Origin of the sequence: Dyadobacter crusticola DSM 16708, from assembly GCF_000701505.1 — a bacterium.
Taxonomy (GTDB): Bacteria; Bacteroidota; Bacteroidia; order Cytophagales; family Spirosomataceae; genus Dyadobacter; species Dyadobacter crusticola.
The window spans coordinates 305,019-318,611 of sequence record NZ_JNJB01000007.1; the positions used below are offsets into that span (position 1 = coordinate 305,019).

Genomic DNA, 13,593 nt, shown 5'->3' on the forward strand with positions numbered 1-13,593 from the left:
AACTCACAGCATTGATCCTGCAAATCTCACAACAAATCCCTGATAATTGCGACACTTTCTTCTAATTCGTTCAAGTCCGACGAAGCGAAACCCAGCCTGACCATATTTGCAAGTTCTTTTGACTGACCAAAACCCGATGAGAAGTACAAGTCCTTCTGCAATGCTTTTGACGCAAGAGCGGGTAAGTCGATGTCGGAATTGAATTTTGTCCAAACCGCCATACCGCCATCAGGACCCTCAAATTGAAGATAATTGCCCAGCTCGGATTTCAATAACTCGCAGAAATGGTCGCGGCGCTGCCGATATAACCTCACAGACTTTCGCAAGTGCCTTTGTATAACACCCGTTTGCATCAGCTCCGCGATCGCATTTTCCAGCATCTGGTCGCCCTGCCGGTCTACAATGCGCCTCAGCAATGCCAGCTCCGAGATAATATCTTCCGATCCCACCAGAAAACCTACCCTGAATGCAGGCGAGATCGTTTTGGTGAAAGAACCGCAATAGAGTACCATCCCCTGCTGATCCGCCCCTGCAAGCGGCAGCAAAGGTTTACTCAGGTAATGAAAATCGTAATCATAATCATCTTCGAAAATAGCAAATCCATACTTCGCTGAGAGCTGCAACAATGCGATCCGGCGGTCGGCGCGCAGTGCGACGGTGGTGGGATAATGGTGGTGAGAAGTCACATATACCATTCGGACCGGCTTTTGCGAACAAAGTTTTTCAAGCGCCTTCACGTCCAAACCATGCTTATCGACCAGAATTTGCACAACTGTCGCGCCCGCCTGAACAAAATTCATGTTAGCCCCAAACCAACCCGGGGCATCAACCGCCACGCAATCCCCCGGCTGCAGCAACGCGGTACTCACCAGGTGAATGCCCATGATCACACCGCGGGTAATAAGAATATTATCGGCGCTCGTGTTCAGCCCGCGCGTTTCGTTGAGGTGCGCTGAAAGTTCCTGTCTTAACCAGGCTGAGCCTTTTGTGTCACCATAGCCAAGTCTCACATAAGGATTGCCGCGAAGCAACTGGCTCCGGTACGCCCGTGAAAGATCTTCTACAGGAGCCAGCCTCGCGTCAGGAAAACCATCGTCCAGATGCAGCCGGCTACCGGATTTCAGCACGCCGCGGTTCAGGTGCGTAAGCTTGCGGAATGTAAAACCTGCATTTCTGGAGGGATTTGTTTTTTTGGGAACAAGTCCTGAAACAGGCTCAGGGGCGGCTTCCGGTAAGCTGCTGGCGACGAATGTTCCATTTCCCGTTTGGCTTTCAAGCCAACCTTGTGCCAGCAGTTCATCATAAGCTTGCACGATCGTTCTGCGATGCACATTCAAAAGCAAGGCCAACTTCCTGGAACTTAACAATCTATGCCCCGGCTGTAAAGTCCCGCTTCGGATTAATGCAGTGAGCTGACTGGCAATCTGCAGATATAGCGGGCTTTTACCCGTTCTATCGAGAATGATGAGTGAAGATAGAGCTTGCATGAAATTGGACTACTTAGATTCTATGTATTGGATCTTTCCCGACGTCCAATTAAAGTGGAATTTTGAACAAAAACAAAAGCATGAACAACATACCTCCTCACTTGATACCCAGCCGGCAAGCCAAAAAAGCCAGCTATGACCGTGACACGATTAATCCAATTCTGGATGAAGCGCTCTATTGTACGATTAGTTTTGTAAGCGACAACAAGCCGTTCGCGATCCCCACTGCATTCGTCCGCTACGAAGACAAGATTTACATTCACGGCTCTGTCGGGAGTCATTTTATCAGGGAAATTGAGAAAGGCATTCCGGTATGCATTTCCATTATGCTGACTGACGCGCTGGTAGTTGCCAAATCTGCATTCAGCCATTCTGTGAATTATCGTTCTGTTATCATCTTTTCAAAAGCCGAGAAAATCGACGATATGGAAACAAAACTAGCTGCTTTTGAATGGCTTACGAACAAAATTGTCCCGAATTCGTGGGAGTACCTGCGCCCAATGAAAGATTCGGAAGTACGCAAAACAACTGCGCTGGCATTCTCGATCGATGAAGCTTCGGCTAAGATGCGGACAGGAATGCCAAACGACGAAGCGGAAGATCTGGACTTGCCGATATGGTCGGGAATAATTCCCACTCCTACCGTTCGACTAAGTCCCATTCCTGACGAAAGCAGCGGAATGATAGAACTTCCTGAACATTTGAGATAGCCGTGCAACCTTGGGAGTACATCCGGCATCTTTCGGCAAAAGAAGCCGGATGTAACCAATGCAAACCATGACAGGAAAGGAACTATTCGACCGATACCAACTGGCTGCACTCACGAAAGGACTTGGTTCTCAGGAATTTCACTACGGGAATATATTGTATCAGGCACTACAAATAGAAGGCGAAGAGAAGGTTTTCAAGTTACTTGAAGTGGCTGAGGAAAGCGGAAAGCGCATTGTCCTGAGCTATTCTGCTGCGGATCAAACGAATTACACCGATCCCGATATCGCGATAATCGGCTGAATTGAATGTTAAGCCGCTGCCGCAAGGCAGATCGCTTTTGATCAATGCAATAAAAATCTTTCCATTTTCGAAAAGGCATGCTTCTTTTGACCCGATTTCTCAAATAGACTGCCTAACTCCACGAAAATGGAATTTCTTATTGTAATCGCCTTTTTTGGCTACATATTTTACCTCAGAAACTACGCTGATCTGCGTTCCAACGCAGAGAAAGAGGAGGATTATCTTTCAGAGGGTATTAACCTCTACCGGGACGGCGAGATTGAGGAAGCTGTTCAATACTTTGAGCGCAGGTTGGCTGAAAAGCCGAAGTCCGCAGTAGCCTATCTTTATCGCGGCCTGTGCAGAAAATCTTTGGGTGATAGCACTCAGGCACTTTCTGATCTGGAAACCGCGACAAGTCTGGATGATACTTTTTACGACATTCAACTGGAACTAGGCAGGTATTATCTTGAAAATAGGCGCTTTGAAGAAGCCAGGCTTGCATTTTCAAAAGCGATCGCAATCTGTGGCGGCGATATTGCAGAACCTTTTGTTCTTCGGGCTGACTGCTATTCCAATTTAGGTCAATCGGAGTTGGCTCAATCTGATATTCAAAAGGCGCAAGAATTAGAATACCGACCTGCTACAAAGCACGCAACGAGTAAAACGAAGCGGCCGCTGGTGGACAAGCGTCTTCTTGCGAGCACTTTGCTCGTTTTCGCAACCAGTTCCATTATTGTGGCCGTGATTGAAAATGCGGAGGGAATACACCTCCCCTACCTGGTAGCTGTGTTTTCCGCGATATCCATTGGTTTTGCCGAACCGTACCGTGGCTGGATGCTGGCGATCCTGCAATGTGTGCTGATTTACTTAGGCTATCAGTTCTTCGCTACGCCGCCGGAGGGAAATGCATTGAAAGAACTTCACTATTTCAGTCTTTACGGATCGATGATCCTGACGTTTGCGGGCAGTTTCCTAGGCGCTTTTATGAAACGGGCATTAAGTATGAAGTAGATACCAGGCTTTGTAAATCAGCCTGGTATCCGTTTTTGTTCATCTTGAAATCAGAATGCTGTGCGAACTATGGCTTCCATCCGCTTTCCCAACCAGCACAATGTACTTTCCCGGAGCGAGCTTACTCACATCCACATCACGCTGTGATCCACTTTGCAAAACAAGCTTCCCATCGGACGTAAGCACCCTGACCTGCGTGATAGTGCCGCTATCTTTCAGGTCAATGCTAATTGCATCAGAAGCCGGATTAGGATACACCAGCACAGACCCACTTGCCGCGACTTTCCGCCTGATCGTCTCCGCCATTGGACTGACTTCCTCCTCAGGCACTGGCGAAACGCCTCCTCCACCAAGATGAGAAGACAGGTAACGCCAAGGCCCATACGTCTGCCCGGTAAGTGCCAGCGCGGGATCATACTTTACCCGCACCCGCACCTTTGTCGCATTCCCTTGTTTGGTGATTACATTTTTGAGCTCTGTGCCCAGCAGTCCAAGACTCGCGTACACATTCTGCGAACCAGAGGACTGTGTGCTGTTGGTGATCACATTGTTAGCACCCTTGGAAAATCCCTGCCCCGCAGCCTTCGTCTCCCAAACCAGCTTGCCCCTATTCCCGCCCAAAAATGACTTGGAATACAACCCTGCGCCAAAATTATTCTGAGCAAATTGAGTTTGGTTGATTGGTGTTGTGAGATCGGTGTTGTAGAGGCGGAGGTTGTTCCGCTCACAATATCCGCTATTACCATAGCACACGAATGCTGCGCCGCTTCCAAAATAAGGATCACCAGCAATAATGTCACTGTAACCGTCGGCATTTACGTCACCTGCACCAGACACTGACGTACCAAATGCGGAGTTCTGAACGCCATTATTTGCAAGCAATTTTATGCTTGTCGCTAATCCACCTTTTGAACCAAAATACACGTGAGCTGCACCTGTCCAGGCTTGACCGCTAAAGTAAGACGGGTTTCCAATGATGATGTCCGCATATCCATCAGCATTTATATCGCCCGCGCCGGCGACTGTCAACCCAAATTCTGATTGAGGTTGATTTTGTTCAAGCAGAGTGCCCTGCGCATTAAGGCCCTGTGTCGATCCATTATACAGAAAAACCACGCCTTCATAATTCTGTCCGTTACTGTAATATGGCGCACCAACTGCAACATCATTAAACCCATCCCCATTAACATCGCCTACGCAACTTACGGAATGCCCGAAACTTGCGTTCGCCTGATTCACCTCAAACTTTATAAAGTTGCTTTGTAAACCAGTGGAAGAGCCGTATGAAACAAAGAAAGCACCTTCATCAATTTGCCCGTTAAAATATTTGGGCGCACCACATAGTACATCAGAATATCCGTCTCCATTGACGTCGCCAGAAGATAGTGAGAAGCCAAAGAATGAATTTATTTTGTTGCTCTCGAACACTTTCTTTGAATTCTTCAACACTCCATTGGAAGAGCCTAAATAAAGAATAACAGCCCCCTCATTACTCTCTACGTTAGAAAACGTCGGAGCACCGATAATAACATCGCCAAATCCATCATTGTTAACATCACCAGCGCTGGATACTGCTACTCCCATCCATGCGTTAGGTACATCACATTCCAAAATAGTACTAGTGGGATTCAATCCTTGCGCAGAACCGTAATACACAAATGCCGCTCCCTCATTATTTTGTCCAGAGTCATATAGTTCTGCTCCGACAATTATATCGTCAAAACCATCTCCATTAACATCACCAGCCGAACTAACTGAAATACCAAAATCCGCAAACGCTTGATCACACTCTAGCTTAACATCAGGCATGTTCCCTATTCCAGTGGGCGATCCATAACAAACGAAAACGGCCCCTTCATCAGTTTGCCCACCATCATATTCGGTGGCCCCGACCAAAATATCAGAGTATCCATCTCCGTTCAAATCACCCGCCCCAGCCACGGAATATGCCATTCTCGAATTTTCTTGCGCAATACCTATTGATGAACTTGTTACCATGCTAATCTCACCAACCCCTCCCAGCCACACAAACACCGCCCCTTCATCATCATGCCCGTTATCGTAAGCTATCGCGCCGACGATCACGTCACTGTAACCATCCCCGTTGATATCCCCGGCGCTGGCTGCCCCGCTGCCGAATTGTGCATTGGTCTTATTGCTTTCAAGCGTGGATACCGGATTAGCACCCAGCCCTGTGTTGCTCCCATGATATACGAAAGCCGCACCTTCGTTTGAATGGCCTTTATCATAGTAGTTTGCCCCGACAATCACATCTGCGTACCCGTCGCCATTCACATCACCTGCACTGGCTGCCGAGCTGCCAAACTGCGCTTCGGCCTGGTTTGATTCCAGGGTAAGGCTTGCCGCCGGATTAATCCCCTGGGCTGAGCCGTGGTGTACAAACACCGCTCCTTCATTGGTCTGCCCCTTGTCGTACATGTTAGCGCCGACAACGATGTCGCTGTAACCATCGCCATTCACATCACCGGCAGTCGCTATGGCATTGCCAAACCCGGAGCTCACCTGGTTACTTTCAAGTGTAACAGCTGGTGCATTGGCATTGATACCCAATGCGGAGCCGTGATAGATGAAAACGGCGCCTTCATCTACCTGGCCCTTGTCAAAAAGCCTGGCACCTATCATGATGTCACTGTAACCATCGCCATTCACATCCCCTGCTCCGGTTGCTGTAAAGCCAAACATGGATTCGGCCTGGTTACCTTCTATTTTGACAGGATTATTGGCAGTCAACCCCTGGGCCGAACCGTGGTACACAAATGCTACACCTTCATTTAACTGCCCGCTATCGTAAGCCCGCGCGCCGATTACAACATCGCTGTACCCATCCCCATTTACGTCACCGGCAAGGCCCATTGCGTTACCAAAATTAGCCTCGGCCTGGTTACCTTCCAGTACCAGCGTAGCAGTCGTGCTGATCCCAGCCGCAGAACCATGGTACACAAACACAGCGCCTTCATTGGTCTGCCCTTTGTCGTACATGTGCGAGCCTACCATAATGTCACTATAACCATCCTTGTTAATATCGCCGGCAGTAGACACAAAACACCCGAACCGCGCCCCAGCCTGGTCGCCTTGCAGCATCACCGGATTACCCAGGTTCAGTCCGCCGGCGCTTCCGTAGTACACCCACGCAGCACCTTCGTCCACCTGGCCATTATCATACTTGGAGGCGGCCACGATCACGTCACTGTACCCGTCGCCATTTACATCACCTGCGCTGGCAACAGAACCGCCCAGCCACGCGTGTGCCTGGTTTACCTCCGGGACAAGGATAGCATTGGCCGGGTTACCATTGGCTATGATCGGGTCGATCGTCACGGGGAATGTGGCGCCTTTTACATCCACCGAAATCGTGATAAGCTCATTCTCACCGGACATTCCGGCCGCGAGCATATTCCCATCTGCATCCCAGCATTTAAGGTCTTTGTAGGTTAAAATACTCCATGATGCGCCTTTCGGCGATAACTCCAGCTCGTTGTTTCCAAGGTCTCTCAAGGCTGCACCTTCTACGGCAAGCTTCACTTCCAGCTGCTCACTTCCTTCCGCCGGTTTGCCGATGATAAAGTTTTGCCTGATACCCGCCTCGCTGTTTACATACTGCTCAACAACAGCGTCATACCTGATTTCAGCCCTATTTTCTTCAAGCACAAACCTCGGACTTTGTTCTTCTGTTCTTATCAATTTATGATCAACAAATATTCCCTTGTTGATCATCCTGAACCTGAAATTATGGTCAACAGAATCTTTCCTGTTGCAAACTGTCAGCATGCCTGGCTCATAATAAGCGCGAAGGTTATGCTGCCGGTTCGGACTTTGATAAACATCTTTTTTGGCATCATAGCTGATGTGGTACTCGCGCCTGGAAAGGCTTTCCTGGATGCTGCCCAATGCGGCAGCGGGTATATCCGGGGACTTTGGTTTTTCGAAGGAGATTGTCTTTTCGGAGGATTGCAGACTTTTCACCATCGGGAGAGACAACCCTGCAAATAGCGATACTCCTGCCATTACAAGCAGGTAAATTTTGTAGCTGTGTTTCATGGTACGGACGGTTTTTTAAGATCAGAAAACCACATTAGGTTGATCAAATCTTATCACCGTTACAACAACAGCCAAAAGCGATTACCAAAAGGCAAGTACACAATGAGCAGAAGGTGCTTCTACCCATTGGTCTGGTTTTTTCCACCAGAATTTAAAACAAAAGCAAAAAAATGAACGAACCGCTTAACAGAAGAGACCTGGAAGAAAAAATCTTGTCCAAAAGACAGCAAATCGAATTCGAGGCAAATAATCTGAGATATGAAAGGGATATTTCTTCTGATAACCGGGAGAACCCGGATGTTATGGAGGAGTCTAAAAATTTTGACGACCCGGCAGAAAATGCCGTGGAATCCGCTGATTTGAAGGCATTAAGATCTGCCGAGAGCGATTTGACCGAGCTGTTGAAACAGCTGAAGGAGCTAGATGAAAATTAGAGAGACTGTACCCGGTTTTCCAACTCGCGCTTTGTGTGCATCAACGTAGAAACTACCTCGTTCCAGTTGCCGTGGTTTACCGCAAATGGATCATAGTTGACTGGCAGCCGACCGATTACGTTGAAAGATTCGCCTGATTTTAAGCGAATTCTGGAATTTAATCCCACCAGGTTAAATGCGTCAAGCACTTCGTGCGCAGTGGCGTAAGAGTATGATTTTGTTGTGCTGAAAACCAGCGATCCATCTTTGTAATGACACTCAATATTTTTCATGGCTTGTAAGTTATGCTTTAAACTGCTGAGGAAAATATCGTACCAATCTAAGTCACCGTGGTATTACAGGTACAGAAACTTCCACAATTGTTGAGTCTGATTCTTTTCCATTTACCTTTCCTATCCCGAAATCTCCCCGGTTTACCTTGAAAGTCCCGTAGAAGCCAGGCTGCTCAGACTTGAAAATGAATGGGATAGCAATACGTTTGACGATTCCGCGGACTGTCAGGTCGCCTTCAACTACATATCCGCTGTCGGTTGCAAAAACTTTTTCGGAAGCGAACCTGATCGTAGGAAACTGCTCCGCGTCAAACCACTTTTCGCTTTTTGCGTGCTTATTTTTCAACTCAATTCCTGTGTCTATGGAGTTTACATCCACAGTCACGTCAAACTTCGCACTTTCGGGACTTGCCGGATCGAAACTAATGTGGCCGGAAAGTTGATTGAACTTACCGCGCGCGTATTTTCCATCAAACCTGATCGTATATCCCTCCGCGATTTGCCAGTCTTTGAAGATCAGAAAAGTGAATGAGCAAAACGCCAGCAGTATCAGCAGCACACTTATGTTTTTCATTTTTAATAATAGATTGCATTTGACACTTTTTTCAGCTGTAAGCCTGAAGGGCTTACTCCTTTGTATTTTTTGAATGCTGTAGAGAAATGGTGTGCGTGCTCGTATCCCAGCTTCGCCGCAACTTCCTCCACACTATATCCCGAATCCAGCAATAACCTCTCAGCGTACTCCATTCTCAGCTTACGCAAATACCCGAATACCGTATCGCCGAACATCTCTTTAAAGCCCTTTTTCAGCTTAAATTCATTCAGCAAACAAATCCGGCTCAGCTGAGAAAGCGACAACTCACTTAGAAAGTGGCTGTCCAGGTATTGTTTCAGTGTTTGCAATTTGTCAATCTCATCCATGCGCAAACCGTTGCTCTGACTGGCCGGCCCACGAAATTGCCCGATCTGCATTGCAAGTACTTCTAATAATTTGGATTGGATCAACAGCCCGCGCATGGGAGTGCGAACATGGGAATCGCAAACATCACTGATCAGATCCATCATGCGTGGGGTAATATCGCGCGTCCCTTCCACTGCTGCAAACGCTCTGGTATGCCTCAGATTATCCTGGATTTTTTCACTCCAATAATCATCACAGCCGATGGAATGAATGAAGAAGTCCTTTTCGATACTCAGGTGGAACATTCTCAGCGAAGATTTGGGCGCTATCCTGTTTGTCAACCCGCCTTCCGGGGCGTAAACCAGATTATGCTTGCCCGGACGCATATTGAGCTCCCTTTTGATTCCTGAAAAACGCGTATCCAGATTGCCTGACAGGTGAAAATTGATGTTGATGGTGTCAGAAGATGCCTTATCAGCTAACTCTACCAGCTCTTCGCTTGACCACCGAATGTCCATCAAATGCATATGCGGGAACAAGTCGCTCCTGAATTGCAATGCGCCTACGCGGGGGTAGTAGCAATTGATAAAGTGATTTGAATCACCAGCTGCAGAGGTACGCTCTACCGACTGTGGCTTTGGAAAGTTGTTCAGTTCGAAGATATCGTAGGAATTGATTACCATATCGGTGAGATTTACAATGCTGCATTTCATGACTATTTGCCTGCAAATCTATTTTTTTACGTGAAGAGGTATTTCAAAAGTTACTAAACGGATCGAGTAAAAATCCGTTTTGCGTAGTTCTGAATCCGCTTTGCGTAGCCCTCTCAACCACTTAGCAATGGATCTTTGCCGAAAACTAATTAGCAAAGCCATGACTTTAAGAATTCTGAAATGGGTTGGGATTTCAATGGGTGTAATCCTGTTCCTACTAGCCAGCGTGTATACCTATATCGCGGTAAGTATGAATAACCGGATTGAGCAGACTTACCACTTCAAAGATGAACCGCTCCGCATTCCGACTGATAGCGTGGCCCTCGCACGTGGCCGGCATTTGGTTGCGATCAAAGGCTGCCAGGATTGTCACGGGGCCGATTTAGGAGGTAAGGTCATGAACGATGATGCTCCTCTCGGACAGCTGGTGGCCAGCAATCTCACGAAAGGGGCGGGCGGTTTGCGACACGATTATAGCGAGGCCGATTGGTTCACTGCGCTGCGGCACGGTGTAGGCCAAGACGGGAAGCCGCTCATTTTCATGCCTTCACACGAAACAACGTTGCTTTCGGAGGAAGATATGTCTGCGCTGATTGCCTATTGTGATCAGGTACCTCCTGTGAACAGATCTTTACCGGAGAATGCACTGGGCCCGGTTGCGCTGGTGATGAGCTTTATGGGGAAAATGCCGCTGTTGTCGGTTGAGAAGATCGATCATCAGAAGCCGATGGTCGTGCGAGTGGACTCTGTCGAGGGCATTGCATTGGGTAAGTACCTGGCTGTTTCCTGCTCAGGCTGCCACCGGCCTGATATGAAAGGCGGGGAACCGTTGGCGCCTGGGTTTCCGCCGGTCCCCGACATTACCAGTGCCGGAAATGTCGGCAGATGGTCTGATAAGCAGTTTATTACGACGCTCACAACAGGCAAAACGCCGGAAGGGCATGTTTTGAAAAACGAAGATATGCCCTGGAAAATGACTGCACAGTATACACAGACTGAGCTGGCGTCACTTTATAAGTACCTCCGCTCCATTTAAAAGAAAACGCCGGACAAAGATTGATTTGTCCGGCGTTTTGTCAATTATTACCAAATGCAATTGGCTTATCATTTCGCGACCATTCGCTCCACGAACCTACGTAGAGCGCGGCACCTTCTAATCCTGCTTCTGCCAGGGCCAATAAGGTGTGGCACGCAGTTACGCCTGAACCACAATGTACTACCACCTGCTCTGGGCGACGGTTACCGAGCGCTTCTGCGTATTTAGCAGCGAGTTCTTCTACCGGTTTGAACTCTCCGTTTTCGTTCAGATTGCTCGTATACGGAATGTTAACTGCGCCGGGAATGTGCCCTGCAACCAGGTCAATGGGCTCACTCTCACCAATATACCTGTAATGTTCCCGTACATCGATCACCATGAAAGACGGATCCGTCGAAATCTCCGATATATAATCTATATCTACCGTTGGTAGCTGCCATTCTTCCAATGGGTAACTTGTCGCTTCCGGCTGTGCCGGCACTTCGCTGGTCATAGGCAGCCCTGCCGTTTTCAGTGCATTCAGACCGCCGCTTACTACATAAACTTCCTTGTGCCCTGCGGCTTTGAGCATCCACCAAAGGCGCGCAGCGGCATTTGCGCCATTCTTATCATCATAAATAACCACAGTATGCTCATGCGAAATGCCCAGTCTGCCAAGCAAAGCGGCAAATTGGCCGGGCTCCGGCAGCGGGTGCCTCCCTCCTCGCGCAGCATCTTCGCTTTTTTCCGACAAGTCCGTTTCCAGATTGATAAGCAATGCATTTACAAGATGTTCGGCCTGGTACCTTTCGGGAGCATCGGCTCCTCCCCTGGCATCGATCAGGGTCACTGCCTCTTTCGATAGCATCGATTTTAAATCGTCAGCTTTTATGATGTTCATAACAGATTCTTTTAAGCTCAGTAAATAAAGTGGATTTTATTCAAAAAAGTCTAAAAGCGCCGTTAAAGAAAAACTGAGCTTGTTTTTTGCATTCGAAACAGATTTTTAAAGATGTTTGCCAAATCAAGCGACTAATTTGCAAAATGACAATTTCTGATTTCTTGCTGGCAGACCTCCCTCAGCTGCCGGATTTGCAGCCACCTGACTGGGGCGATCTTGGTCCACGGTTCCATTATTTTGTTGACTCTCCACATTGTTCCCCATTGAAAATCACGGAAAACAATGAAATTGTGGCGATTGGTACAACCATGCGTCACTTCGATTCGGTTTGGCTTGCGTGCATTATCGTTCACCCGAACCACCGGAATAAAGGGTTAGGGAAGCTGATCACGCAAACGCTGATCAAATTGGTAGACCAAAAACGTTTCACCACCATTTACCTCGACGCCACGGAGTACGGATATCCGGTTTACACAAAACTGGGATTTACGCTGGAAACCTGTTACGGGCACTTTGTACGTGAAGGCGACTCTCCCATTGAAAATATATCCGAAAATATAATTCCATTCACCAGCGAGTTCAGCCACCAGCTATTCCACGTCGACCGTGAGGTAAGTAAAGAAGACAGATCGGGTATTATCAGTGACTTCCTGCATTCAGCAATGGTGTACGTTGACAACGGCCGCGTACTTGGCTACTATATTCCCGGTTGGGGCGACAGCCCGATTATTGCATTGGATAACGAAGCAGGCATTGAACTGATGAAAATGCGTTTTCAAACAGAGGAAAAATCAATGCTGCCGGAAGACAATCTATTGGGGATAAAGACACTGGAACAACATAATTATACGCAATACCGGTTTTCAAGAAGAATGTACCTGGGCAAAGCGCGTGAATGGAAAGCAGATAAGATCTTTAACCGGATCAGCGGGCAGCTGGGCTGATTATCTCAGAACCAGATCGCTGATCTTTGAGAATTCAGTGTGCGGCGCCATGGCACGGATAATGCCTTTTTTATCAACAAGGATGAAATATGGCGTCTCACTGATCTTGTAGCGGTGATTAAATCCAAAAGAGTCAGGTACCGGAACGAAGCCGCAGTTTCGTTTCGGGATCGCCTGAATACATTCTTCCTCAGTATTCAGCGTGGTACCTAGTGATACAATGTCAATTCCTTTCTTTTTATTCTCGTCAACGAAATCAGAGATCACTTTCGTTGCTGCCAGGGAGTAAAGCGGCTTTTCATATTTGACCCAAAAACCGAGCAGAATATACTTTCCCCGCAGCTTTTCGGAATTATACTCTTTACCATCCAAGCCCCTCATAATGAATGGGGAAATGGGCTCTCCTACCTCGGGCATCAGGTCAGGATTGTTCATCACCGAACCATCTTCCTGCACATAAATCTGGCTTTTCTTGATCAGCTCGAAAGAAGAAGGTTTTCCATATTTATCAAAGATCGGGAGTGTTTTATACATTCCCGGATTTCTTTTCAGCTTCTCATCGTACTCTGCGTAGGAGATGCGCTTACCCGTCGCGTGGTCGATAATCACCGTCTCGCGGTTCATCACGAATTGCTGGCTTACCTTACCGTTGTAACGCGTGACTTTGGGTTCCTGCGCGTGGCTTAAACCTCCAACTAATAAAGAAAAAAAGAGTGTAAATGTAAAAGGAGCTTTGCCGAACATGAAGAACGTTCTTGTATTACTTGATTTAATCAGTATCAAAACTTTGATATTATCAGAAACAATTCCGATATTTATACTGTTCTTATAACTGCCGAACCCACCTCAATATTTTAGATTAG

At 47.6% G+C, this 13,593-nt stretch carries 13 protein-coding genes; 6 read left to right on the forward strand and 7 right to left on the reverse strand.

Features of this window, described 5'->3' with window-relative positions:
- Positions 1 to 26: 26 nt before the first annotated feature.
- Positions 27 to 1,487 carry a MocR-like pyridoxine biosynthesis transcription factor PdxR gene (gene pdxR / locus Q369_RS0111790; protein ID WP_031528011.1) on the reverse strand — a complete coding sequence of 487 codons (1,461 nt, stop codon included), beginning with the start codon at positions 1,485 to 1,487 and terminating at the stop codon, positions 27 to 29.
- An 80-nt stretch (positions 1,488 to 1,567) separates the two neighbouring features.
- On the opposite strand from pdxR, the gene Q369_RS0111795 reads away from it, so the two are divergent.
- The 3 genes from Q369_RS0111795 (at position 1,568) to Q369_RS0111805 (ending at position 3,491) form a co-directional block, all read left to right on the forward strand.
- Positions 1,568 to 2,197 carry a pyridoxamine 5'-phosphate oxidase family protein gene (locus Q369_RS0111795; RefSeq protein ID WP_031528012.1) on the forward strand — a complete coding sequence of 210 codons (630 nt, stop codon included), beginning with the start codon at positions 1,568 to 1,570 and terminating at the stop codon, positions 2,195 to 2,197.
- 67 nt (positions 2,198 to 2,264) lie between these two features.
- Positions 2,265 to 2,498 carry a hypothetical protein gene (locus tag Q369_RS0111800; RefSeq protein ID WP_229206814.1) on the forward strand — a complete coding sequence of 78 codons (234 nt, stop codon included), beginning with the start codon at positions 2,265 to 2,267 and terminating at the stop codon, positions 2,496 to 2,498.
- Between the two features lie 126 nt (positions 2,499 to 2,624).
- A complete protein-coding gene (locus tag Q369_RS0111805; RefSeq protein ID WP_031528014.1) occupies positions 2,625 to 3,491 on the forward strand; it encodes a tetratricopeptide repeat protein in 867 nt (288 codons plus the stop codon).
- A 39-nt stretch (positions 3,492 to 3,530) separates the two neighbouring features.
- Here the strand turns inward: Q369_RS0111805 and Q369_RS0111810 are convergent, their stop codons facing one another.
- Entirely contained in the window at positions 3,531 to 7,550 is a 4,020-nt protein-coding gene (locus Q369_RS0111810) for an FG-GAP-like repeat-containing protein (protein ID WP_035333341.1), read from the reverse strand.
- 170 nt (positions 7,551 to 7,720) lie between these two features.
- On the opposite strand from Q369_RS0111810, the gene Q369_RS0111815 reads away from it, so the two are divergent.
- Positions 7,721 to 7,984, forward strand: a complete 264-nt coding sequence (locus Q369_RS0111815; RefSeq protein ID WP_031528016.1) for a hypothetical protein — start codon at positions 7,721 to 7,723, stop codon at positions 7,982 to 7,984.
- Here Q369_RS0111815 and Q369_RS0111820 read toward each other — a convergent pair.
- From Q369_RS0111820 to Q369_RS0111830, 3 genes are read right to left on the reverse strand one after another with little or no spacing between them, the layout of a single operon-like run.
- On the reverse strand, positions 7,981 to 8,256 hold the full coding sequence (locus Q369_RS0111820) for a hypothetical protein (protein WP_031528017.1): 276 nt from the start codon (positions 8,254 to 8,256) through the stop codon (positions 7,981 to 7,983). The two genes, Q369_RS0111815 and Q369_RS0111820, sit on opposite strands and share 4 nt — an antisense overlap.
- 52 nt (positions 8,257 to 8,308) lie before the next feature.
- Positions 8,309 to 8,830: a YceI family protein gene (locus tag Q369_RS0111825; protein WP_031528018.1), complete on the reverse strand. Its 522-nt coding sequence runs from the start codon at positions 8,828 to 8,830 to the stop codon at positions 8,309 to 8,311.
- Positions 8,831 to 8,832: 2 nt separating this feature from the next.
- Positions 8,833 to 9,840, reverse strand: a complete 1,008-nt coding sequence (locus Q369_RS0111830; protein ID WP_031528019.1) for a helix-turn-helix transcriptional regulator — start codon at positions 9,838 to 9,840, stop codon at positions 8,833 to 8,835.
- Between the two features lie 190 nt (positions 9,841 to 10,030).
- Here Q369_RS0111830 and Q369_RS0111835 point away from each other — a divergent pair, with 190 nt between their 5' ends.
- Entirely contained in the window at positions 10,031 to 10,906 is an 876-nt protein-coding gene (locus Q369_RS0111835) for a c-type cytochrome (RefSeq protein ID WP_031528020.1), read from the forward strand.
- A 40-nt stretch (positions 10,907 to 10,946) separates the two neighbouring features.
- Here the strand turns inward: Q369_RS0111835 and Q369_RS0111840 are convergent, their stop codons facing one another.
- Positions 10,947 to 11,786 (reverse strand): sulfurtransferase, encoded by an 840-nt coding sequence (locus tag Q369_RS0111840; protein WP_031528021.1) that lies wholly within the window; start codon positions 11,784 to 11,786, stop codon positions 10,947 to 10,949.
- A gap of 143 nt (positions 11,787 to 11,929) precedes the next feature.
- Here Q369_RS0111840 and Q369_RS0111845 point away from each other — a divergent pair, with 143 nt between their 5' ends.
- Positions 11,930 to 12,730, forward strand: coding sequence for a GNAT family N-acetyltransferase (locus Q369_RS0111845; RefSeq protein ID WP_031528022.1), 801 nt, complete (start codon positions 11,930 to 11,932; stop codon positions 12,728 to 12,730).
- Here Q369_RS0111845 and Q369_RS0111850 read toward each other — a convergent pair whose 3' ends face one another.
- Positions 12,731 to 13,474 carry a thioredoxin family protein gene (locus Q369_RS0111850; protein ID WP_084165725.1) on the reverse strand — a complete coding sequence of 248 codons (744 nt, stop codon included), beginning with the start codon at positions 13,472 to 13,474 and terminating at the stop codon, positions 12,731 to 12,733.
- Positions 13,475 to 13,593 lie beyond the last annotated feature (119 nt).

Bases quoted from the DNA above. Each gene is read 5' to 3' on its own strand.
- pdxR (WP_031528011.1), bottom strand. From the start codon at position 1,487: ATGCAAGCTCTATCTTCACTCATCATTCTCGATAGAACGGGTAAAAGC.
- Q369_RS0111795 (WP_031528012.1), top strand. From the start codon at position 1,568: ATGAACAACATACCTCCTCACTTGATACCCAGCCGGCAAGCCAAAAAA.
- Q369_RS0111800 (WP_229206814.1), top strand. From the start codon at position 2,265: ATGACAGGAAAGGAACTATTCGACCGATACCAACTGGCTGCACTCACG.
- Q369_RS0111805 (WP_031528014.1), top strand. From the start codon at position 2,625: ATGGAATTTCTTATTGTAATCGCCTTTTTTGGCTACATATTTTACCTC.
- Q369_RS0111810 (WP_035333341.1), bottom strand. From the start codon at position 7,550: ATGAAACACAGCTACAAAATTTACCTGCTTGTAATGGCAGGAGTATCG.
- Q369_RS0111815 (WP_031528016.1), top strand. From the start codon at position 7,721: ATGAACGAACCGCTTAACAGAAGAGACCTGGAAGAAAAAATCTTGTCC.
- Q369_RS0111820 (WP_031528017.1), bottom strand. From the start codon at position 8,256: ATGAAAAATATTGAGTGTCATTACAAAGATGGATCGCTGGTTTTCAGC.
- Q369_RS0111825 (WP_031528018.1), bottom strand. From the start codon at position 8,830: ATGAAAAACATAAGTGTGCTGCTGATACTGCTGGCGTTTTGCTCATTC.
- Q369_RS0111830 (WP_031528019.1), bottom strand. From the start codon at position 9,840: ATGGTAATCAATTCCTACGATATCTTCGAACTGAACAACTTTCCAAAG.
- Q369_RS0111835 (WP_031528020.1), top strand. From the start codon at position 10,031: ATGACTTTAAGAATTCTGAAATGGGTTGGGATTTCAATGGGTGTAATC.
- Q369_RS0111840 (WP_031528021.1), bottom strand. From the start codon at position 11,786: ATGAACATCATAAAAGCTGACGATTTAAAATCGATGCTATCGAAAGAG.
- Q369_RS0111845 (WP_031528022.1), top strand. From the start codon at position 11,930: ATGACAATTTCTGATTTCTTGCTGGCAGACCTCCCTCAGCTGCCGGAT.
- Q369_RS0111850 (WP_084165725.1), bottom strand. From the start codon at position 13,474: ATGTTCGGCAAAGCTCCTTTTACATTTACACTCTTTTTTTCTTTATTA.